This window comes from Corynebacterium sp. HMSC072D12 (assembly GCF_001813925.1).
GTDB classification, from domain to species: Bacteria; Actinomycetota; Actinomycetes; order Mycobacteriales; family Mycobacteriaceae; genus Corynebacterium; species Corynebacterium aurimucosum.
The window spans coordinates 87,137-105,647 of sequence record NZ_KV814411.1 but is presented as its reverse complement, the minus strand read 5'-3'; the positions used below and the strand labels follow the sequence as shown (position 1 = coordinate 105,647).

The 18,511-nt window shown below is 59.8% G+C and carries 19 protein-coding genes and 1 tRNA gene; 17 read left to right on the top strand and 3 right to left on the bottom strand.

Annotation, left to right across the window (positions count from 1 at the left end; translation table 11 throughout):
• Positions 1-68: 68 nt before the first annotated feature.
• From HMPREF2943_RS08055 to HMPREF2943_RS08005, 11 genes are all read left to right on the top strand, one after another.
• Positions 69-144 (top strand) — tRNA-Gly (locus HMPREF2943_RS08055).
• A 169-nt stretch (positions 145-313) separates the two neighbouring features.
• Positions 314-2,380: a vWA domain-containing protein gene (locus HMPREF2943_RS08050; RefSeq protein ID WP_070711297.1), complete on the top strand. Its 2,067-nt coding sequence runs from the start codon at positions 314-316 to the stop codon at positions 2,378-2,380.
• 188 nt (positions 2,381-2,568) lie between these two features.
• Positions 2,569-3,156: a copper resistance CopC family protein gene (locus tag HMPREF2943_RS08045; RefSeq protein ID WP_070711296.1), complete on the top strand. Its 588-nt coding sequence runs from the start codon at positions 2,569-2,571 to the stop codon at positions 3,154-3,156.
• Between the two features lie 76 nt (positions 3,157-3,232).
• Complete coding sequence (locus HMPREF2943_RS08040; protein WP_083315663.1) at positions 3,233-3,889, top strand: copper chaperone PCu(A)C; 657 nt, start codon at positions 3,233-3,235, stop codon at positions 3,887-3,889.
• A gap of 66 nt (positions 3,890-3,955) precedes the next feature.
• Positions 3,956-5,227, top strand: coding sequence for a Dyp-type peroxidase (locus HMPREF2943_RS08035; protein ID WP_070711295.1), 1,272 nt, complete (start codon positions 3,956-3,958; stop codon positions 5,225-5,227).
• Between the two features lie 93 nt (positions 5,228-5,320).
• Complete coding sequence (gene thrS, locus HMPREF2943_RS08030; protein ID WP_070711294.1) at positions 5,321-7,384, top strand: threonine--tRNA ligase; 2,064 nt, start codon at positions 5,321-5,323, stop codon at positions 7,382-7,384.
• A 43-nt stretch (positions 7,385-7,427) separates the two neighbouring features.
• Positions 7,428-8,006 carry an ATP adenylyltransferase gene (locus tag HMPREF2943_RS08025; protein WP_070446786.1) on the top strand — a complete coding sequence of 193 codons (579 nt, stop codon included), beginning with the start codon at positions 7,428-7,430 and terminating at the stop codon, positions 8,004-8,006.
• The gene (gene pgsA, locus HMPREF2943_RS08020) at positions 7,999-8,634 is read left to right on the top strand and encodes a phosphatidylinositol phosphate synthase (RefSeq protein ID WP_070711293.1); all 636 of its coding nucleotides are present in this window, start codon (positions 7,999-8,001) and stop codon (positions 8,632-8,634) included. Before HMPREF2943_RS08025 ends, pgsA begins: the two co-directional genes overlap by 8 nt.
• 63 nt (positions 8,635-8,697) lie before the next feature.
• Entirely contained in the window at positions 8,698-9,600 is a 903-nt protein-coding gene (locus HMPREF2943_RS08015) for a phosphatidylinositol mannoside acyltransferase (RefSeq protein WP_070711292.1), read from the top strand.
• Positions 9,601-9,618: 18 nt separating this feature from the next.
• A complete protein-coding gene (locus HMPREF2943_RS08010) occupies positions 9,619-10,719 on the top strand; it encodes a glycosyltransferase family 4 protein (RefSeq protein WP_070446789.1) in 1,101 nt (366 codons plus the stop codon).
• Complete coding sequence (locus HMPREF2943_RS08005; RefSeq protein ID WP_070644906.1) at positions 10,720-11,178, top strand: hypothetical protein; 459 nt, start codon at positions 10,720-10,722, stop codon at positions 11,176-11,178.
• Between the two features lie 13 nt (positions 11,179-11,191).
• On the opposite strand, the gene HMPREF2943_RS08000 is transcribed toward HMPREF2943_RS08005, so the two are convergent.
• Together HMPREF2943_RS08000 and HMPREF2943_RS07995 are read right to left on the bottom strand one after the other, a co-directional pair.
• Complete coding sequence (locus HMPREF2943_RS08000; protein ID WP_070711291.1) at positions 11,192-12,406, bottom strand: DUF2029 domain-containing protein; 1,215 nt, start codon at positions 12,404-12,406, stop codon at positions 11,192-11,194.
• Between the two features lie 25 nt (positions 12,407-12,431).
• On the bottom strand, positions 12,432-12,920 hold the full coding sequence (locus tag HMPREF2943_RS07995) for a DUF3817 domain-containing protein (protein ID WP_070711290.1): 489 nt from the start codon (positions 12,918-12,920) through the stop codon (positions 12,432-12,434).
• Positions 12,921-13,022: 102 nt separating this feature from the next.
• Between HMPREF2943_RS07995 and HMPREF2943_RS07990 the strand changes: the two genes are divergently transcribed.
• Together HMPREF2943_RS07990 and HMPREF2943_RS07985 are read left to right on the top strand one after the other, a co-directional pair.
• A complete protein-coding gene (locus tag HMPREF2943_RS07990; protein ID WP_070711289.1) occupies positions 13,023-13,889 on the top strand; it encodes an acyl-CoA thioesterase in 867 nt (288 codons plus the stop codon).
• A gap of 104 nt (positions 13,890-13,993) precedes the next feature.
• Positions 13,994-14,749: a YebC/PmpR family DNA-binding transcriptional regulator gene (locus tag HMPREF2943_RS07985; protein ID WP_070711288.1), complete on the top strand. Its 756-nt coding sequence runs from the start codon at positions 13,994-13,996 to the stop codon at positions 14,747-14,749.
• Between the two features lie 5 nt (positions 14,750-14,754).
• On the opposite strand, the gene HMPREF2943_RS07980 is transcribed toward HMPREF2943_RS07985, so the two are convergent.
• Positions 14,755-15,450, bottom strand: coding sequence for a nitroreductase (locus tag HMPREF2943_RS07980; RefSeq protein ID WP_083315662.1), 696 nt, complete (start codon positions 15,448-15,450; stop codon positions 14,755-14,757).
• Positions 15,451-15,591: 141 nt separating this feature from the next.
• Here HMPREF2943_RS07980 and ruvC point away from each other — a divergent pair, with 141 nt between their 5' ends.
• The 4 genes from ruvC to yajC are packed head-to-tail and all read left to right on the top strand — an operon-like array spanning position 15,592 to position 18,324.
• Positions 15,592-16,203 (top strand): crossover junction endodeoxyribonuclease RuvC, encoded by a 612-nt coding sequence (gene ruvC, locus HMPREF2943_RS07975; protein ID WP_070711331.1) that lies wholly within the window; start codon positions 15,592-15,594, stop codon positions 16,201-16,203.
• Positions 16,204-16,242: 39 nt separating this feature from the next.
• On the top strand, positions 16,243-16,851 hold the full coding sequence (gene ruvA / locus HMPREF2943_RS07970) for a Holliday junction branch migration protein RuvA (protein WP_070446796.1): 609 nt from the start codon (positions 16,243-16,245) through the stop codon (positions 16,849-16,851).
• Between the two features lie 15 nt (positions 16,852-16,866).
• On the top strand, positions 16,867-17,952 hold the full coding sequence (gene ruvB, locus HMPREF2943_RS07965) for a Holliday junction branch migration DNA helicase RuvB (RefSeq protein WP_070446798.1): 1,086 nt from the start codon (positions 16,867-16,869) through the stop codon (positions 17,950-17,952).
• Between the two features lie 39 nt (positions 17,953-17,991).
• Positions 17,992-18,324 carry a preprotein translocase subunit YajC gene (gene yajC / locus HMPREF2943_RS07960; protein WP_070644898.1) on the top strand — a complete coding sequence of 111 codons (333 nt, stop codon included), beginning with the start codon at positions 17,992-17,994 and terminating at the stop codon, positions 18,322-18,324.
• Positions 18,325-18,511 lie beyond the last annotated feature (187 nt).

Below are 18,511 nucleotides of genomic sequence, written 5' to 3'. Positions count from 1 at the left end.
CTGGTTCAATCCCAGTATCGCGCACAAGGAGTTCCTTGCGGACTCCATGGCAAGCTCCGTCTTGCCACGCGGATGTAGCGCAGTTGGTAGCGCATCACCTTGCCAAGGTGAGGGTCGCGAGTTCGAGTCTCGTCATCCGCTCCACATCGAGTGCCCCTCCAGTTTGGGAGGGGCACTTTCTAGTTTTCCCTCTCCCGGGCCGATTTCGGGGGTTAAGGGGGGCAGAGGGGGCTCTTCCCCGTCGGCGAGAGAACTTCCGGTCAGCTGTTTATGATGTTTCTCACAGTCTTGTCGTCTCAAGGAAGTAGGCATCATGAAAGCCTTTTCTCCACCTTTGTCTTCCCCGCAGGGCCTGTTACGCGGGGTCTTTGCTATTCTCGTAGCTCTTCTCATCGCGTTTCTCAGCGTGGCGTCGGTGCCAGCTTTTGCACAGAATCCCACCGGGGTGACGCCCAGCGCCGAGCCGAGCTCCGAAGCTGCCCCCAATGGGGGTGCCGCCAATTCCCAGAGTGGTGCAACGATGCTCGTCCTCGACTCCTCTGGCTCGATGAATGTGCAAGACGCTGGCGGGCAGACTCGTCTCGATGCCGCGAAAGACGCAACGAAGAAATTTGTATCTGAACTCGGTGGCACCATTCCTCTCGGCCTCGTTACCTATGGCGGCACGGTCGACGAGGCACCAGAGAACCAAGAAGCAGGGTGCCAGGATATCCACGTGGTCAGCGGTCCTAAGGAGGACGTAGGGGATTCATTCACCGGTCCTATTGATGCACTTCAGGCGAAGGGTTATACCCCGATTGGCGATTCCCTGAAGAGGGCCGCCGAGGAATTGGGCGGTCAGCACGGCACCATTGTGCTTGTCTCTGATGGAATCGATACCTGTGCGCCGCCGCCAGTATGTGAGGTGGCCAAGGAACTCCACGAGCAGGGCATTGACCTGGTCATCAACACCATTGGCTTTAACGTCGATGAGGAAGCCCGCAAGGAGCTTTCCTGCATTGCAGAGGCCGCAGGCGGCGAATATCTCGACGCCGATGATGCTGACTCACTGGCAGCGATGATTAAGAAGGCCGCTGGACGCGCCGCGGACATCTACCACTCCGATGTCGAACAGATTGAAGGTAGCGAAGATATCAGCCAACCAACGCCGCTGCCGCGCTGGGAATCCGGTGAATCCTTTGTCTTCCGCGCGCAACTGGAGCCGCCGACTAACGGCGGCGAGGATACTCACAAGGATTTCCACGCGGAGTCATGGTCTATTCCCGTCAAGCCGGGCGAGCGCTATGTAGCGTCGATATACAAGACTTTGGATGGCGCTGTGGTCAGGCCGCAGAGTCTCGGAATGTCGGTCTTCTTCGGTGACGGTTCTGAGCCACCGACTGGAAATCATGGCGGTGAACAAGGCTCCATTGAGTGCACCGCTGATCAGGACTCCTTCCATACCGGCATTCGCACAGACGCTTTGCCTAGCGCGAGTGCTTTTACACGAGAAATCGGATCCGAGAAGTGCCCAAGTGACGAACTTGTCTTGACAGCAAAGCGATCTATGACCCACAAAGCTGAGGAGCCCCTGGACGTAGAAATCCTCCTGCACCGCATTGACCCTGTAACCAATATGGATGAGCTGGTGAGTGGGATGGACAGCGAGGTAGAGGGCGAATTGCACGCCAAATTTGAAGGCGCGGAAAAAGTTCGTGCGGCTGGCTGGTTCGGCGATGCCATTGAACTGCAAAGCGGAGATACCATCGAGACCGATATCGTGCGCGGTGAGGCGCAAGTCTTCAAGGTTCCCATGAAGGAAGGGCAGCAGCTTGCCACTGCCTTGAAGGTAGGCGAGATGTCTGACGAGAATGCCTTGAAGTATTCGAGCCTGAATTTGGAGATTCTAAACCCCGCGCGCGAGCGAGCTGGTGACAACGAATTTATGTCGGCGGTGAACGAGGAGCAAGAAATTGCGGCGCACTCGGTTACACCGACGGCTTTCGCTAACCGTTTCGGTCAAAGTCAGGCAAACGGGCAAAAAGCCCAAGCCAACTGGTTAGAGGGCGACTACTACGTCTTGGTGACTCTGGATGCGGGCACGGATTTCGAAAAGGAGGATGAGGTACTCGATGGCAAGCGAGACACGGTGAAATATGCTCTCACCGCCAAGGTGTTGGGGGAACCAATCCAAGGGCCCATTTATGAGCCCGTCAAGGACAAGACTGAGGCACCGGAGAGTGATGGTGACGAAGGAAATGTGGACCAAGCAGCAAGGGCCGATGAGGATAAAGGCCTCGGCCTTGGCGCTCTCGGTTATTTCCTAGCTGCGGCCTTGGGCATCATCGCTGTTGCCGTAATCATCCTGGTAGTTATCCTTCTGCGCGGACGTAGCCACTAGAAGTCTTATAAGAAACACGACCTTGCTGCTGGAGAGGGCTGGGAACTTTTCCGCCGCGTGCAACGACTACTTGGTAACCCCGCACAATCCGTGCGGGGTAAGGATTGGCTCGAGGATCCCTTCCGGCGATAGGATGAGGGAGCCTTCAACCAAAAGTTTCATCAGACCATCAAGGAGTAATCCGGGAAATGCAGCTGCGTCAGGTCACTACGGGAATTGCCGCTGGGGCCGCGGGCCTTGCGATTGGGTTGTCCGCGCCGCTAGCGGTGGCACATGACTCAGTCATTGGCGGAAACGTGGTGGGTGACGCACCGCTGGAAGAGTTTCCGCGTGAAATCACGCTGGAGTTCTCTGGTATTCCCCGGGATGACTTCAATACTTTTGCCGTGAGCGATAAGTCAAGCGGCGAGGTGCTCTTTGACGCCACCCCAACCATTGATGGCCGCAATCTCACCGTTGAGGTTCCTCAGGACATCGAACCTGGCGATGGTGAATACCAGGTAGGTTTCCGCATTACCTCCTCCGATGGCCACTCCACGCTCGGTTCCGTGCCGTTTAGCGTGGGTTCTGGGGCCGGCGGACATGAGGCTGCAGATGCTTCTGCTGATGGTGCCAAGGAAGGCGAAGAGGCGCAGGAGTCTCAGGATCCGCTGAGCTCCTTGCCCACTGCGGCCAGATGGATCATTGGCGTAGGGGCAGTTCTCGTTGTCGGCGCAGCGCTTTTTGCCTTCGGAGCAAAGACCCGCCGCGCTGGTGGAGAAGGCTCAGAAGGCTAAACACCACCAGCCTCCGATGAGGCGAGGGTCAATCCGTACTTTCCTTAACTACTGTTACTGCAGAAAGGCATGTCCCATGCTGAATACCCGTTCTTTCCTCCGTGTCTCCGTGGCGGCCCTCGCAGCCGGCAGCCTGACCTTGGCGGCTTGCTCCCCGAGCGAAGAGGATTCCGCCGCAGCTCCGTCGAGCGCCGCAAGCAGCGCGGAACAGGACAAGAACGCAGAGACCAGTACTTCGGCTTCTTCCTCCGCTGAGTCTGGCGTAACGTTCGAGGATGCTGTTGTGCGCGCCATGGAGGAGGACTCCGATATGACCGCTATCTTCGGCACTCTCCACAACAACACGGACAAGGATATCAACGTGCTTGGCTTCAGCTCTTCGGTGAAGGCGAAGCACTATGAGATCCATGAGGTTGTCGATGGCGTCATGCAGGAGAAGGAGGGCGGCTTCGATATCCCTGCCGGCGAATCCATTGAGCTCGCGCCGGGCGGTTTCCACTTCATGTTGATGGGCGTGACCGAGCCTGTTATGGCCGGTGAGACTGCCACCCTCACGCTGGAGCTTGCCGACGGTTCCTCCGTCGAGCTCGGCGATATCCCGGTGCGCACCATTGGTGCCGGCGACGAAGACTACGGCGATATGGACCACGGATCCATGGACCATGCAGAGCACATGGACCACTCGGAGTCCGCAGACATGTCTGACATGAAGAAGGAAGAGCACGCGCACTAGAAACTAGCGTGCTCTGGGCCAAAGTAGACAAGAAATCGGTTCTCACGAGATAGGGAGAAATCAAGGATGAGCGGGTTCGCGGAACCTGTCAGCCGGCGTGGATTACTCGCCGGAAGTGCTGTGGCGGCAAGCGCGGTAGCGCTTGCAAGCTGTGCGAAAGGGGATGAACCTGGACAGGCATCTGCGGATGCCTCCCGCGCAGCACAGGCTGGGGACGCCGGAAGCACCGGTCCGGACAGCCGCGAGGAGACCATGGGCGGCGATATCGTCGCCTTCGACGGAAAGCACCAAGCGGGCATCCAAACTCCGGTCCAAGCGCACGTGGAACTGGTGGGCTTTAATCTGAAAAAGGGGACCACCGCACGCGGCGCGGCCGCGCTCATGCGCCTGTGGACAGAAGACGCCCGCCGTCTGTGCACCGGTGAGAACCCGTTGGGCAGCCTCGAACCCGAATTGTCTACCACCCCAGCAAACCTCACCGTCACGTGCGGTTGGGGAGAGGGATTCTTCGACACGGTGGACGTCGCCAAGCCCAGCTGGCTGCGCGATATCCAGGCTTTTGACCATGATGACCTCCGCCCGGAATGGGGCCAGACAGATATCGTCCTGCAGATCTGCAGCGATGACCCTTTCACTGCCGCCTTCGTATTGCGGCATATGACCCGCGCTGGCAAAGATTACGCCGATGTTGCGTGGATCCAACAGGGATTCAGCCATGCCTATGGCTCCGCACCGAAGGGTATGACTCCGCGCAACCTCTTTGGGCAAAAGGACGGAACGGTCAATCCCCGAAGCGATGAAGACTTCAACGAACAGGTGTGGATCGAAGACGGCCCCTTCGCCGGCGGCAGCGTCATGGTGGTACGCCGCATTCACATGAACCTGGACACATGGGAGCAGCTTGATCGCGCGGCACGTGAGAACTCGACTGGGCGCACGCTCGATACCGGAGCTCCTATAGGCGCTAAGGACGAGTTCGACCCGGTGGATCTGGATGCCCGCAACGAGTTTGGGCTCAAAGCCATTGATGAAAACTCGCATGTCGCCAGAGCGCATCCGCCGGCAGAGCATCCAGAACAAAAGCTTTTGCGTCGCCCGTATAACTACAACCTGCCGCCGACTCCGGAGACCACCCAGCGCGGTGAACTTAGCAACGCGGGATTGATCTTCATCTGCTACCAGAAGGACCCGACGACGCAGTTCGAGCCTATTCAAGCGCGCCTTGATGAAGCGGATCGCCTCAATGAGTGGATTCGCCACATTGGTTCGGCCGTGTATTACATGCCGGCCGGAACTGAAGGCGAAACCTTCTGGGGCGAATCGCTCATACGCAGTTAAGAGGGGTAGACTAAGCCGCTGTAACTTTCTCGTTGAGTGCTGCTCGGCCAGGTATGTCGAGCGGCGCGTGAGCGCAAAGGAGCGCACCAAGTCATGGCGGAAATGATTCCAGCAGTCCCGGTGAACTACGAACCAATCACGGTCCCCGCCGGTACTGCCGTGGGAGCAGCGATGCGCGAGCATGAGCTGCCCAACAAGGGCCCGGAAGCTGTCGTCGTCGTCCGCGGCGCCGATGGAACCCTCTACGACCTTTCCCACACCCCGGACACGGACGCCGAGTTCACCCCGGTTGCTGCCTGCGAGGAAGACGGCCGCGCCGTTATCCGCCACTCCTGCGGACACGTCATGGCCCAGGCAGTGCAGGCGGAATTCCCCGGCACCAAGCTGGGCATTGGCCCGGCCATCGAGAATGGCTTCTACTTCGACTTCCAGACCGCTGAGCCCTTCACCCCGGAGGACCTCAAGGCCATTGAGAAGCGTATGAAGAAGATCATCAAGGGCGGCCAGCGCTTCGAGCGCCACGTCTACGCCACCACCGAAGAAGCTGAAGCGGCATTGGCCAACGAGCCCTTCAAGCTGGAGCTGGTCCAGGACAAGGGCAACGTGGATCCAGATTCCGATGAGGCCGCCGAGGTGGGCGCCGGAGATCTGACCCACTATGACAACGTAAACCCGCGCACCGGCGAGGTGGAGTGGTTTGACCTCTGCCGCGGCCCGCACGTGCCGACCACCAAGTACATCCCGGCTTTCACCCTGACGCGATCCTCTGCTGCCTACTGGCGCGGCGACCAGTCCAAGGCTGGCCTGCAGCGCATTTATGGCACCGCCTTCGAATCCAAGGAGGCCCTAGAGTCCTACAAGACCATGGTGGAAGAGGCCGAAAAGCGTGACCACCGCCGCTTGGGTGCCGAGCTGGACCTGTTCTCCTTCCCGGATGAAATTGGTTCCGGCTTCCCCGTCTTCCACCCGAATGGCGCTACCGTACGCATGGAGATGGAGGAGCACTCCCGCCGTCGCCACATCGCGGACGGCTACTCTTTCGTGTCCACCCCGCACCTGACCAAGGGAGACCTGTTCAAGAAGTCCGGCCACCTCGACTTCTACGCGGATGGCATGTTCCCGCCGATGCAGCTCGACGGTGAGTGGGATGAGGACGGCAACTGCACTAAGCAGCCGCAGGATTACTACGCCAAGCCGATGAACTGCCCGATGCACAACCTCATCTTCGCTTCTCGTGGTCGTTCCTACCGTGAGCTGCCGCTGCGCCTCTTCGAGTTCGGCACGGTCTACCGCTACGAGAAGTCCGGCGTTATCCACGGCCTGACCCGCGCCCGCGGCTTTACCCAGGATGATTCGCACATTTACTGCACCCCGGAGCAGCTCGAAGACGAGCTGACCAAGGTTCTGGAGTTCATCATTTCCTTGCTCAAGGACTACGGTCTGGATGACTTTTACCTGGAGCTATCCACCAAGGACCCCAACAAGTACGTTGGCTCGGATGAGATTTGGGAGCGCTCGACGGCTATCTTGCAGTCGGTGGCGGAGAAGTCCGGCCTCGAGCTGGTCCCGGACCCAGCAGGCGCGGCCTTCTACGGCCCGAAGATTTCCGTTCAGGCGCGCGATGCCATCGGCCGTACCTGGCAGATGTCCACTGTGCAGCTGGACTTCAACCTGCCGGAGCGCTTTGAACTGGAGTACACGGCGTCGGATGGCTCCAAGCAGCGCCCGATCATGATTCACCGCGCACTTTTCGGTTCCATCGAGCGTTTCTTCGGCGTGCTACTGGAGCACTACGCGGGTGCATTCCCGGCGTGGCTGGCACCTCACCAGGTGGTGGGCATCCCGGTCGCCGATACCTTCGCCCCGCACCTCGAGGAAGTCTGTGCACAGCTGCGCGCACGCGGCCTGCGCGCTGATGTGGATACCTCTGATGACCGCATGCAGAAGAAGATCCGCAACCACACCACGGGCAAGGTTCCATTCATGCTGTTGGCCGGTGAGCGTGACGTGGATGCCAACGCGGTGTCCTTCCGCTTCCTCGACGGCACCCAGGTCAACGGTGTGCCCGTAGAGACAGCAATCAACGTGATTGAAGCATGGGTTCGTGAGCGCAACAACGAGCAACCGACTAAGGACACTATCGCTGAACGCGTCTAGGCGGATGCATCTAGGTAGAGGTTAGAAAAGGAGAACACACAGAGTGGGAGAGTACGTCGATACCGGCCTGGGAACCCCCGACCGCTTAGAGCGCCTGTGGGCGCCGTACCGCATGAGCTACATCAAGCGTGAGGGCGGCGCCGGCGACGTGCCCAAGGAAGCCCATAATCCGTTCGTGGAGATTCCACAGATGTCGGACGAGGACGGGCTCATCGTTGCGCGTGGCGAGTTTGTCTATTGTGTTCTCAACCTCTACCCCTATAACGCCGGGCACATGATGGTGATCCCATACCGTCAGGAATCAGAGCTGGAAAACCTCACCGAGGAAGAATCTCGCGAGCTTTTTCAGTTTGCCCAAGCCGCCATCCGCGTCCTAAAGAAGGTCTCCGGCCCCGATGCCGTCAACGCTGGCTTTAACTTGGGGCGCGCCTCGGGCGGCTCGGTGGGGCAGCACCTGCACATGCACATCGTTCCGCGCTGGAGCGGGGACTCAAATTTCATGACTATTGTGGACGGCGTCAAAGTGCTGCCGCAGCTCCTCAAAGACACCCGGTCCCTGTTGGCGCAGGGGTGGGCGGAGCTCGCCGCCGAGGGAATCATTTCAGGAGAAGCGCATGCTTAGTGTTCATGGGCGCAAACCCGCCGCCGTGGTTGTGGTCCCAGTGGCCAAACTCTTCCTGAAGGTGGGGCTCACGCCCAATGTCGTCACCGTCGTGGGCACAATCGTCACCATTGCTATTTCGGTTATCCTGATCCCGCTTGATTACCTCTTTGCGGCGGCGCTGCTGTCGGGACTCTTCGCTGCCTTCGACATGCTCGACGGCACCATGGCGCGCCTGACCACCGGCGGATCCAACTTCGGCGCGACTCTCGACGCCTCCTGCGATCGCATCACTGACGGTGCTTTGTTCGCAGCGATCGCCTATTGGATGGTGTACGTCGATAACGCCCACCCTCTCAACTTCGCCGCCTGCATGGTGGTGCTCGTGAGCTCCCAGGTCATTTCTTATGTCAAGGCGCGCGGCGAAGCCTCCGGTTTTAAGATGGTCGGCGGACTCGTCGAACGCCCCGAGCGCCTCATCTTGGGCCTCGGCGGCGTAGGGCTGGAAGGCTTGGGCGTGCCTTATGCACTCGAGGTTGCCCTGTGGCTGCTGGCCGTGGGCTCTGTCTTCACCATTTACCAGCGCATGCGCCAAGCAGCGCGTCAGGACACCAAGGCGCGTTTCAAGAAGGAACTGAAGCACATTTAGTCCGACACCCTCTTCTACCGGAAGGTACCGCGCCCTCAGCCCACACAGAAAGGCTCCCGAACCGTGGCTCTACTGGACCGTGACCGGCTGACCGCCGCCGCATACATCGCGTGCTGGAAGGTTGTGCGCTTCCTTCCCCAGCCGCTGGCAGCCTGGCTGTTCGACCGCGGCGCGGATCTGGCAAGTGACAACGGCCAAGGCATGGAACAGCTGCGCCAGAACCTGAGCCGGGTCGTGGGGGCGGAAAACGTCACGCGGGAGTTGGTGCGGGATTCGATGCGCTCCTATATGCGCTACTGGCTCGAGGCTTTCCGTCTGCCTGCTATCCATTCGGATCCGGATCTGCAGAGGCATCTATTGGCAGGTCTGCGAGGCAAGGAACATGCTGATGCCTCCGTGGCTTCCGGGCGCGGGGTGATTTTTGCGCTTCCGCACTCCGGTAATTGGGACATGGCGGGTGTCTTCTGCGTGGGGCACTATGGCGGCTTCACTACGGTGGCTGAGCGCTTGAAGCCAGAGGTGCTTTTTGACGCCTTCGTGGACTACCGCGAGAGCCTTGGCTTTACTGTCCTGCCACTGACCGGTGGCAGTTCTTCTCCTTACCCGCGTCTGAAGGACACTCTGGAACGCGGTGGGGTGGTGTGTTTGTTGTCTGAGCGGGACCTCACGCGCACCGGTGTGACGGTAGACTTCATGGGCGAAGAGGCTAACGTTGCCGCCGGCCCCGCCCAGCTGGCCATCGAGACAGGAGCTGCACTCCATGTCGTGCACTCGTGGTTTGACGGTAAGGATTGGGGGCTATCGGTCAGCCCCGAGGTGGAGGTCACTGACCTGCAGGAGACGTGCCAGCGCCTTGCGGATGGCTTTGCGGAGAACATCAGGGCACATCCAGAAGACTGGCACATGTTGCAGCCGCATTGGAACGCCGACGTGGAGCGGCGGCGAGCCGCTCGCCAGAAGAAGTAGAAAGGCAGAACACAGATCATGCGCATAGGCATCATCTGCCCTTATTCCTTCGACGAACCCGGTGGAGTTCAGGCTCATATCCTTGACTTGGCGACTGTCTTCATTGAGCAAGGACACCACGTGGAAGTACTCGGGCCCGCAGCGGCGAGCACGCAGGTTCCCAGCTTTGTTCGCAAGGGTGGCTGGGCGGTGCCGATTACCTATAACGGATCCGTGGCTCGTCTCTCTATTGGCCCGCACGTGCGCCGCAATATTAAGCGTTTCATCCGCGAGGGAGATTTCGACATCCTCCATATCCATGAACCCAACTCCCCAAGTTATTCCATGGCTGCTCTGGCAGTGGTGCGCGGGCCCATCGTAGCGACGTACCATGCTTCGGCCTCGAGCTCTCTGGCATTGACCCTGGCTAAGCCTTTCCTCCGTCCGTATCTGGAAAAGGTTCGGGGAGGTATTGCGGTTTCAGAGATGGCTCGGCGCTGGCAGGTTGAGCAGTTGGGAGGGGACCCTGTGCTCATCCCTAATGGGGTCGACACCTCTGTCTATGCGCGCGAGCGTGCCCGCGCCGAGCATAAAGAGAATGATTCAGAGATTGAGATTGTGTTCTTGGGCCGGCTCGATGAGCCGCGAAAAGGCTTGGACATACTTCTTGAGGCTCTCACGCTACTCCCGCAGCCGGTCCGGGTGACGGTTATGGGCGGGGGACACCCGCGACGCGTTCCGGGGGTTGACTTCGTGGGGCGTGTCAGTGATGCCGAGAAGGCGGCTATTTTGGGGCGCGCTGATATTTATGTGGCTCCCAATACAGGCGGCGAGAGCTTCGGCATTGTTCTTGTTGAGGCAATGGCCGCTGGATGCGCAGTGGTGGCTTCAGATCTGGAGGCCTTCGCCGCGGTGTGCAACGCAGACTCGGAGAAACCCGCAGGCGCCTTATTTAAGAACGGTGATGCGACGGACTTAGCGCGGGTGTTGCAGGATTTAGTGATCAATGCGGACAAGCGGCAGGCCTTGATTAGGGCGGGGGTGGAGCGTGCCCGCGAATACGACTGGGATCATGTGGCCGCAGCCGTCATGCAGGTATACGAGACCGTGGCGGATGGCACAAAGGTCCGGGTGTCATAAATGGCTATCGAGATAGTTATCATCCTCGCTGTGCTCCTCGTACTAGGTATGTGGGCGCTGTACACGGCGCAGCGGCTCAACTCGCTCCACATTCGCACGGACGCAGCCTTGGCGCAGCTCGAAGCCACTCTGGATCGCCGCGCAGCAGTGATAAGTGCCTTGGCTCCTGAGCTTGAGGCTATCGCGGCGCGCGCAGAGTCAACGGAGCTTGTGCAAGGGCATTTCGATGAACGAGCCGCCCGGGAACGGGAGCTTTCGGCGGCCATTGCGCAGCGCTTTGAGTCACGCCCGCCCGTGCTTGCCGACGCCGAAGGTCGCATCCACCTAGCGCATCGCTTCTACAACGAGGCAGTCAGCGATACCCGCGCGCTGCGCCTGCGACCAGCCGTCAAGCTGCTGCGTCTGGGAGGAACCGCGAAATTGCCGGAGTACTTTGAGCTCAGTCAGATCGACGTGTGATTCACCCGCCCTGTCACACCCGCGCCTGATTCGCTCTTGCCACACGGTACTCAAGCAGGTGCCAGTAGACGGCACATGCGGTCATTGCCAGGATGAGCAGATTGCGCAACAGGAGCGCGTAGACCGGGTTGGGGTTTTCGCCCACAAAGAACCAGATGTAGTTATACCCATAGGGGTAGATGACGGTTCCCAAGGCCGCCGTTCCTACAGCGAGCACCGCCATGATGGCGCGTACCCCTTTAATGTCAGCGGCCACCTTCCGTGGGGTGGTGGCCGCCGTGGGAGTAGGGGAGCGAAGCGCCACCGCTAGTATCGGCCCAAGCCACACGATGTATTGCGGGGAGAAGACCTTATTTGTCGCGATGAGAAGGAGAATCGCCGCGATGAAGAAGACGAGGGAGGAGTGCGGGCTCCAATTCCCGCGCAGAAAGTGCACGAGTGCCACTCCCACGATCCACGCGAGGGCCGCTCCCATGGCGATGCTGCTCAGCGCAATCGTTGTGTCGACGCCCGGGCCGGTGATCTCAAAGCTTTTCGAGGCCGCGTATCCCATCGTCCACACATCAGGCTGGTGATGAGCTTGGTAGACGAACCAGGTGGCGGCCAGAGATTCGATCTGGAGGCCGCGCTCTCCTTGATAAGTCAACGGGGATAGAACTCTGTCCACGCTGGTCATTGCTGCCACGCCGATGCACAGGGCAACGAGACTGCCAAAGAACGCGACTAGTCGCTGCCACGTAGCGCGGGAGGTTGCGCGCCCGACGAGCCCGGCAGCGAGGACACCGGGCCACAGCTTTGCTGCGGTGGCCCAAGCCAACAGAACTGAGGCAAGCCGCGGGCGGGTAGCCAGAAGTGCGCCCGCACCGGCAACTAGTAAGGCGGGGTAGAGATCGAGCCGCCAGGTAAATACATGTCCCGCCGCGGTGCCGAAGAATACCCAGAACCACCCAGCGCTATATGCCCCTGGGGTGGAACGGTGATGGTGCAGGAGGAGGGCGAGGAACGTGGCGTCAGCAAGCAGCACCATTGCGGTAAAGCCGATGGCATAGCGCTCAAAGTCGTAGCCAGTAAGCCACGCAAGCAGAACGCTGGGCCAGGTACCGACTTGGGGATACTCCGTCATGTCGCTGGGGTTAGCGCCGTAGACGCCTTCGAGGTAATACCGAACGTCCCCGAGCGGACCCTTCTCGTTGAGGAGTAGGTAGATAAGGAAAAGGCGTGCCAGCACCCACCCAAGCCAGATGCTTGGGGCCTTAGCGATTATTTTCAATGGCGGACTCGACGTCGACGGGTGGCCCCACCATGAGCAGAACGCTGAACACTACGGCAACGACGAGCAGCGCGATGAGCGCGGTGCGCACCGGGTGGCGAATGGCCTGTGCCAAGATCGTGTCGAAGACACCGTGCGGCTCTGAGTCATCGGCATTGCTGAACCGCCACGGGCCGGCGACGAGTCCGCGCCGCGATACCCACACTGCAAAGGGCAAGGCCGCGAAGGGGATTACGGTTACGGCTAACCCCAGAATTCCCACGCCGAGTGACCACCGGTTATTGATCCATACCAGCGCCGTCATGAGCAGGAAACAGAGGAAGCCAAAGCCGTGGATACCTCCCGCGATGGGGGTGAGTGCTTCGGTCGTGCCGGAGTACTTGAGGATCATGGAGAAGATCAGCAGGCCCCACGTGAACATTTCCAGGTACGCGGCCACACGGTGCACGCTGTGCGGGGTGGTTGAAGTCATGCGGAATATAGTACGCAACTTCCGAGAGTGGATCAGCACGTGAGTAGGATGGTCGGGGTTAGTGTGGCGAGCGCCATAACAGAAAGGAAAGAGGAGCAGAACATGGCATCGGTGGCCCAGGCGGTCGATATCGAGCGGATCGGTGAAGACGAGTTCCGCGGCCCCGTGGTTCCCTCGCTCATTGCGCGCACCTTCGGCGGACAAACCATGGCGCAGGCGCTGCGGGCAGCGCAGCTCACGGTCGATGAGAAGCTAGCGCATTCCATGCACTGCTACTTCGTGGGCCCGGGCGATTCCAGCGCTCCCACCACCATCCAGGTCGAGCGGATTAGGGATGGCCGTTCTTTTGCGCACCGCCACGTGCGCGTCTTTCAGGATGATCGCTTGATCTTCATGCTCAGTGCCGGTTTCCACGCGACCGGGGATATCGGTCCTGAGCATCAGGTCGACATACCGCAGGTACTGCCACCCGAGAGTATTAAGGACTCGCCTTACTCCACCCGTATCATTTTGAAGGAGTGGGAAGACTGGGATGTGCGGCTCGTTCCGGACGCGGACCGCGATACTGTCGCTGCCGAAACCACTGGGGCAGGGTTTAGAAATATTTGGTTCCGCAACACCTGTGACCTGCTTTCTGCTACCTCTGACCAATCCCTCCACCAGGCAGCGTTGTTGTATATGTCTGACATGACGTTGATCCGCACGGCGCTTCTTCCGCACCAAGGAGAAAGGATTCAGCTAGCCAGCTTGGATCATTCGCTGTGGTTCTTGCGGCCAGTGCGGGTGGATGAGTGGATGCTGTTTTCGCAGTCCAGCCCGTCAGCGCAAACCGGTACGGGACTTGCCCAAGGAAAGATTTTCAATCAGCGAGGCGAGCTACTGGCCGTGGCGATGCAGGAGGGGCTGACGCGCACCCTGCATCCGGATAGTGATGGCTCCAGCGCCAATGGCAATTGGCAAAACGTCTAGGATGCAGGCGGGGCACGGCCCCCTGTGCTGGTGGAGGCTCGGTGAGGCCGTATAATTACAACAGTTTCCACACAAGTCTTTTAAGCCACATCGAAAGGGATGACATGGCAGGCCACTCTAAATGGGCAACAACGAAGCACAAGAAGGCGGCGAACGATGCCAAGCGTGGCAAGGAATTTGCCAAGCTGATCAAGAATATCGAGGTGGCAGCACGCACCGGCGGCGGTGACCCCGCAGCCAACCCCACCCTTGATGACATGATCAAGAAGGCTAAGAAGGCCTCCGTTCCCAACGACAACATTGAGCGCGCCCGCAAGCGCGGTTCCGGCGAAGAGGCCGGTGGTGCCGATTGGGAAACCGTGATGTACGAGGGCTATGGCCCGAACGGCGTGGCCATGCTCATCGAGTGCCTGACGGATAACCGTAACCGTGCGGCGACGGACGTCCGCACTGCGATGTCTAAGAATGGCGGCAACCTCGGCGAGTCCGGTTCCGTGGCATATATGTTCTCCCGCACCGGTCTGGTTATGGTGGAGAAGGGCGAACTCAGTGAAGATGACATCCTTCTCGCCGTCCTCGAGGCCGGCGCCGAAGAGGTCAATGACAACGGCGAGAAGTTCGAGATCACCTGCGCACCGGGCGATGTTCCTGCCGTGCGCGAGGCGCTCGTTGCTGCCGATATCGAGGTCGATGACACCGATACCGACTTCCGTGCTTCCGTTGAGGTGCCGCTGCAGGCAAATGATGCCCGCAAGATCTTCCGCCTCATCGATGCTCTCGAGGATTCGGATGATGTCCAGAACGTTTATACCAACATGGACTTAAGCGAAGAGGTCCTCGCCGAGCTGGACGAGGACTAAGAAGGCTAGTCGAGCTCGAGGCCTTCCATGCCATGAGCAGTCACCGTCTCTGACAATGGTGCGCGGCCCGGGGCAGTCTTGAACACAGGGCTGGACTGGTCTGCTACGCCGAAAGTTAGGGCGGTGACGAGTTTGTAATCCTCGTCCACGCCCAGGAACTCACGGACGGTTGGGGCGAGCAGCGAAATCATGCCCTGCGGGACGCCGTGATAGCCGTGCGCCTGGAGCGAGAGCAAAAAATTCTCCGCATAGGTGCCTTGGTCAAAAGCGGCACGGATGCGGTCACCCATCGGGGGAATGAAAAGCAGCGCGGTGTGCGGGGCACCGAAGAAGCGAAGGTTTTCACGGATAAATTCCGTGCGGGCTTCTTTATCTTCACGCGCAATGCCGAGGAGCCCATACATTTTGGCTGCCAGTTGCTGAGAGCGCTGCGGGTGAACGCCTTGACCGTAATCAATCGTGAAGTCTGGGTTGATGCCGTTCTTATCGAATTCGGATATGAGAACAGCGCTTAGTTCTTGCAGTGCCGTACCGCCGACGAGGTGCACATTCCATGGTTGGGTATTGGAATTGGAGGGGGCGGATCGGGCGTCGATAAGCACCTGCTTTATGACATCAGCGGGGAGCGGCTCCGGAAGGAATGCGCGCGGTGAATGGCGGGAACGGATAAACTCTGAATAGTCATTAGGATGTTGAGACATGCGCGCCACTCTACGCCGCGCAGTAGGAGAGGCGAGTAAGCGGCTTGGGGGACTGCCTAGACTAGAACACATGTGTGTACACTGTTCCTAGATAAACAAGCGCTTCACAAGGGCGCGTGCAACAAGGGCGAGGAGGCGGCCGTGAACTTGGAGGGGTTGCGCGTCATGGGCATTGATCCCGGTCTGACGCGTTGCGGTCTGTCAGTTGTCCAAGCCGGTCGTGGGCGTGGGGTCATTCCCATCGCCGTAGGGGTCGTCCGCACCCCCAGCGACAAGGACTTAGGGGAGCGCCTGAAGCGACTATCGGTGGCAGTCCGGGAATGGATGGATGACTATAAGCCGGATGTTGTGGCCCTCGAGCGCGTATTCGAACGCGGTCAAGTCTCAACCGTGATGCAGACCGCGCACGCGGTTGGGGTATTGGTCCTTGCCGCAGCAGAGCGGGATATTCCGGTGCACATGTACACCCCTTCCGAAGTCAAGAAGGCAATTTCAGGCAATGGACGTGCTGATAAGAAGCAGATGACTGCCATGATTACTCGAATCTTGGGGCTCAGTGAGGCGCCTAAGCCGGCCGACGCTGCGGATGCCCTAGCCCTAGCCGTGTGTCACTGCTGGCGTGCGCCAGCCCTGGCATGGATGACCGGCGGTGATGCGAGCGCTGGCGTCGGGGCCGGGGCACGAACGAGCGGAGTACGCGGCACCTCGCCGCGTACCGCATCCGTCTCCCAAGCGGCGAAGACGACCTCCTAAGCTAACTGGCACAACCACTCACACCAAGGAACCCTATTAATGATTGCATCTTTGCGCGGAACCGTCCTAGACATCCAGCTTGATCATGCCGTGCTGGAATGCGCTGGCGTGGGCTATAAGGTCCTGGCCACCCCGGCCATGCTGGGAACCCTACAGCGTGGCGAGGAAGCGCGGATCATGACCACGCTCGTGGTAAAGGAAGACTCGATGACGCTGTACGGCTTCACCAGTCAGGATGACCGCGATATGTTCCACGTCCTCCAAACGGTTTCTGGGCTGGGGCCAAAACTGGCTCTAGCTGCTCTGTCCGTGATGAGCGCGGGCGATTTGGCACAGGCGATTGCGGGGGAGGAGGCCGCACGCTTGCAGAAAATCCCGGGAGTGGGCAAACGCGTTGCACAGCGGTTGATTCTGGAGCTCAAAGATAAGGTCAAGGCTTTCGCCCCGGCAGAAGGCGCGGATCTCTCGGCTGCTGCCCCGGCTGCCGCCGGGCCGGTGGTTGAGGATGTCGTTGAGGCTCTTATTGGGTTGGGCTTTACTGATAAAATGGCCCGCCCCGTGGTGGAATCCGTGGCGGCAGAGCAACCCGATGCGGCGACGCCGGTGGTGCTGCGCGCAGCGCTGAGCCAGCTTGGCGCCAAGAAATAGGGGAGAGTGGGTGACATGTCAGACGTAGAACGCACTGAATTTAAGCTTCCGGAGGGGATGGATTTAAGCTCGCCCCCGCAGCGTAACCAGGATGTGGACGCCACAGAGCAACAGGGCGAGCACGATATTGAGCGCTCGCTGCGCCCGAAGTCCCTCGATGAATTCATTGGCCAACCCAAGGTGCGCGAGCAGCTATCGCTCGTGCTCAATGGCGCGAAAAACCGTGGTGTCACCCCGGACCACGTATTGCTCTCCGGCCCGCCTGGGCTGGGCAAGACCACCATGGCGATGATCATCGCCCAAGAGCTGGGAAGCTCCTTGCGTATGACCTCGGGCCCAGCGCTGGAGAGGGCCGGGGATCTAGCGGCGATGTTGTCGAATCTGATGGAGGGGGATGTGCTCTTCATCGATGAAATTCACCGCATCGCCCGCCCAGCTGAGGAAATGCTCTACATGGCAATGGAGGATTTCCGCATCGATGTCATCGTGGGCAAAGGCCCAGGAGCGACGTCCATCCCGCTGGAAATCCCGCCTTTTACACTGGTAGGAGCGACAACTCGTGCGGGCATGCTGACTGGTCCGTTGCGTGATCGCTTCGGTTTCACCGCGCAGATGGAGTATTACGATACTGAGGATCTCACCCGGGTAATTAGCCGTGCAGCGCGGATTCTGGAGGTGGACATCGATCAGGATGCCGCGGTAGAGATTGGTTCCCGCTCGCGTGGAACTCCGCGTATTGCCAACCGGCTTTTGCGCCGAGTCCGAGACTATGCCGAAGTCAACGGGGATGGACATATTAATGTTGCAGCTGCCCAGGCAGCGCTGCGGGTCTTCGACGTCGATGAGCGCGGATTGGACCGTCTTGACCGCGCGGTGCTCGGGGCTTTGATCAAAGGCCACGGCGGTGGCCCCGTAGGAGTGAATACCCTAGCCATCGCGGTGGGCGAGGAACCATCGACGGTGGAGGAGGTCTGTGAGCCCTATCTCGTGCGTGCCGGCATGATCTCACGAACCGGCCGCGGCCGTGTGGCAACAGCCGCCGCATGGCAACACCTAGGACTGGAGGCGCCCGAGGGAGCGGTTGGCGGGACCCTTTTTTAATTGGCCCGGAGGTAGGGCGGTCTGGCACACTGGCCTTTTATGAACGGAACTCAACTTCTTCTTCTCCTTGTTCTCGCCATCCTCGTCATCTTGCCGAGCTTCATGTCGATGCGAGCGCAGCGCAAGCGCCAGGCGCAGATGCAAAAGCTCCAATCCTCGCTGCAGGCGGGGCAGGAAGTGATTACTGCCGGCGGCCTCCACGGCACCGTCGTCGAAACCCGCGGCGAGCAGGTTGATCTGCAGGTGAAGGACGGCACGGTGATGACTTTCGACACGATGGCCATCGTTCGCTCCGCTGACGCAGCCGGCGCAAACACTGATGCGCCAGTGGAGACGGAGGACGAGAACGACGAGCGCTTCCCGAAACTCTAAGATTGCGTTGCGCTCGTCACAGTGCGGGCGCGTACCTTAAGTCTGTTAAGGAAAACAACAGTCCATGACGTACCATGGTGGACTGTGCTTTAGTCATGGAGGCACCGCGGCGCCCAGTGCGTGCGCGGCGGTTGCTGCCATGACCTATGATTTTTAGCCCTGTTCCTCACAACACAGGAGATCTTTG

Excerpts from the sequence above, each read along its gene's own strand:
- HMPREF2943_RS08040 (WP_083315663.1), top strand. The coding sequence starts at position 3,233 with ATGCTGAATACCCGTTCTTTCCTCCGTGTCTCCGTGGCGGCCCTCGCA.
- HMPREF2943_RS08005 (WP_070644906.1), top strand. The coding sequence starts at position 10,720 with ATGGCTATCGAGATAGTTATCATCCTCGCTGTGCTCCTCGTACTAGGT.
- HMPREF2943_RS07990 (WP_070711289.1), top strand. The coding sequence starts at position 13,023 with ATGGCATCGGTGGCCCAGGCGGTCGATATCGAGCGGATCGGTGAAGAC.
- thrS (WP_070711294.1), top strand. The coding sequence starts at position 5,321 with ATGGCGGAAATGATTCCAGCAGTCCCGGTGAACTACGAACCAATCACG.
- HMPREF2943_RS07980 (WP_083315662.1), bottom strand. The coding sequence starts at position 15,450 with ATGTCTCAACATCCTAATGACTATTCAGAGTTTATCCGTTCCCGCCAT.
- ruvA (WP_070446796.1), top strand. The coding sequence starts at position 16,243 with ATGATTGCATCTTTGCGCGGAACCGTCCTAGACATCCAGCTTGATCAT.
- HMPREF2943_RS07995 (WP_070711290.1), bottom strand. The coding sequence starts at position 12,920 with ATGACTTCAACCACCCCGCACAGCGTGCACCGTGTGGCCGCGTACCTG.
- yajC (WP_070644898.1), top strand. The coding sequence starts at position 17,992 with ATGAACGGAACTCAACTTCTTCTTCTCCTTGTTCTCGCCATCCTCGTC.
- ruvB (WP_070446798.1), top strand. The coding sequence starts at position 16,867 with ATGTCAGACGTAGAACGCACTGAATTTAAGCTTCCGGAGGGGATGGAT.
- HMPREF2943_RS08050 (WP_070711297.1), top strand. The coding sequence starts at position 314 with ATGAAAGCCTTTTCTCCACCTTTGTCTTCCCCGCAGGGCCTGTTACGC.
- HMPREF2943_RS08010 (WP_070446789.1), top strand. The coding sequence starts at position 9,619 with ATGCGCATAGGCATCATCTGCCCTTATTCCTTCGACGAACCCGGTGGA.
- HMPREF2943_RS08035 (WP_070711295.1), top strand. The coding sequence starts at position 3,956 with ATGAGCGGGTTCGCGGAACCTGTCAGCCGGCGTGGATTACTCGCCGGA.
- HMPREF2943_RS08045 (WP_070711296.1), top strand. The coding sequence starts at position 2,569 with ATGCAGCTGCGTCAGGTCACTACGGGAATTGCCGCTGGGGCCGCGGGC.
- pgsA (WP_070711293.1), top strand. The coding sequence starts at position 7,999 with ATGCTTAGTGTTCATGGGCGCAAACCCGCCGCCGTGGTTGTGGTCCCA.
- HMPREF2943_RS07985 (WP_070711288.1), top strand. The coding sequence starts at position 13,994 with ATGGCAGGCCACTCTAAATGGGCAACAACGAAGCACAAGAAGGCGGCG.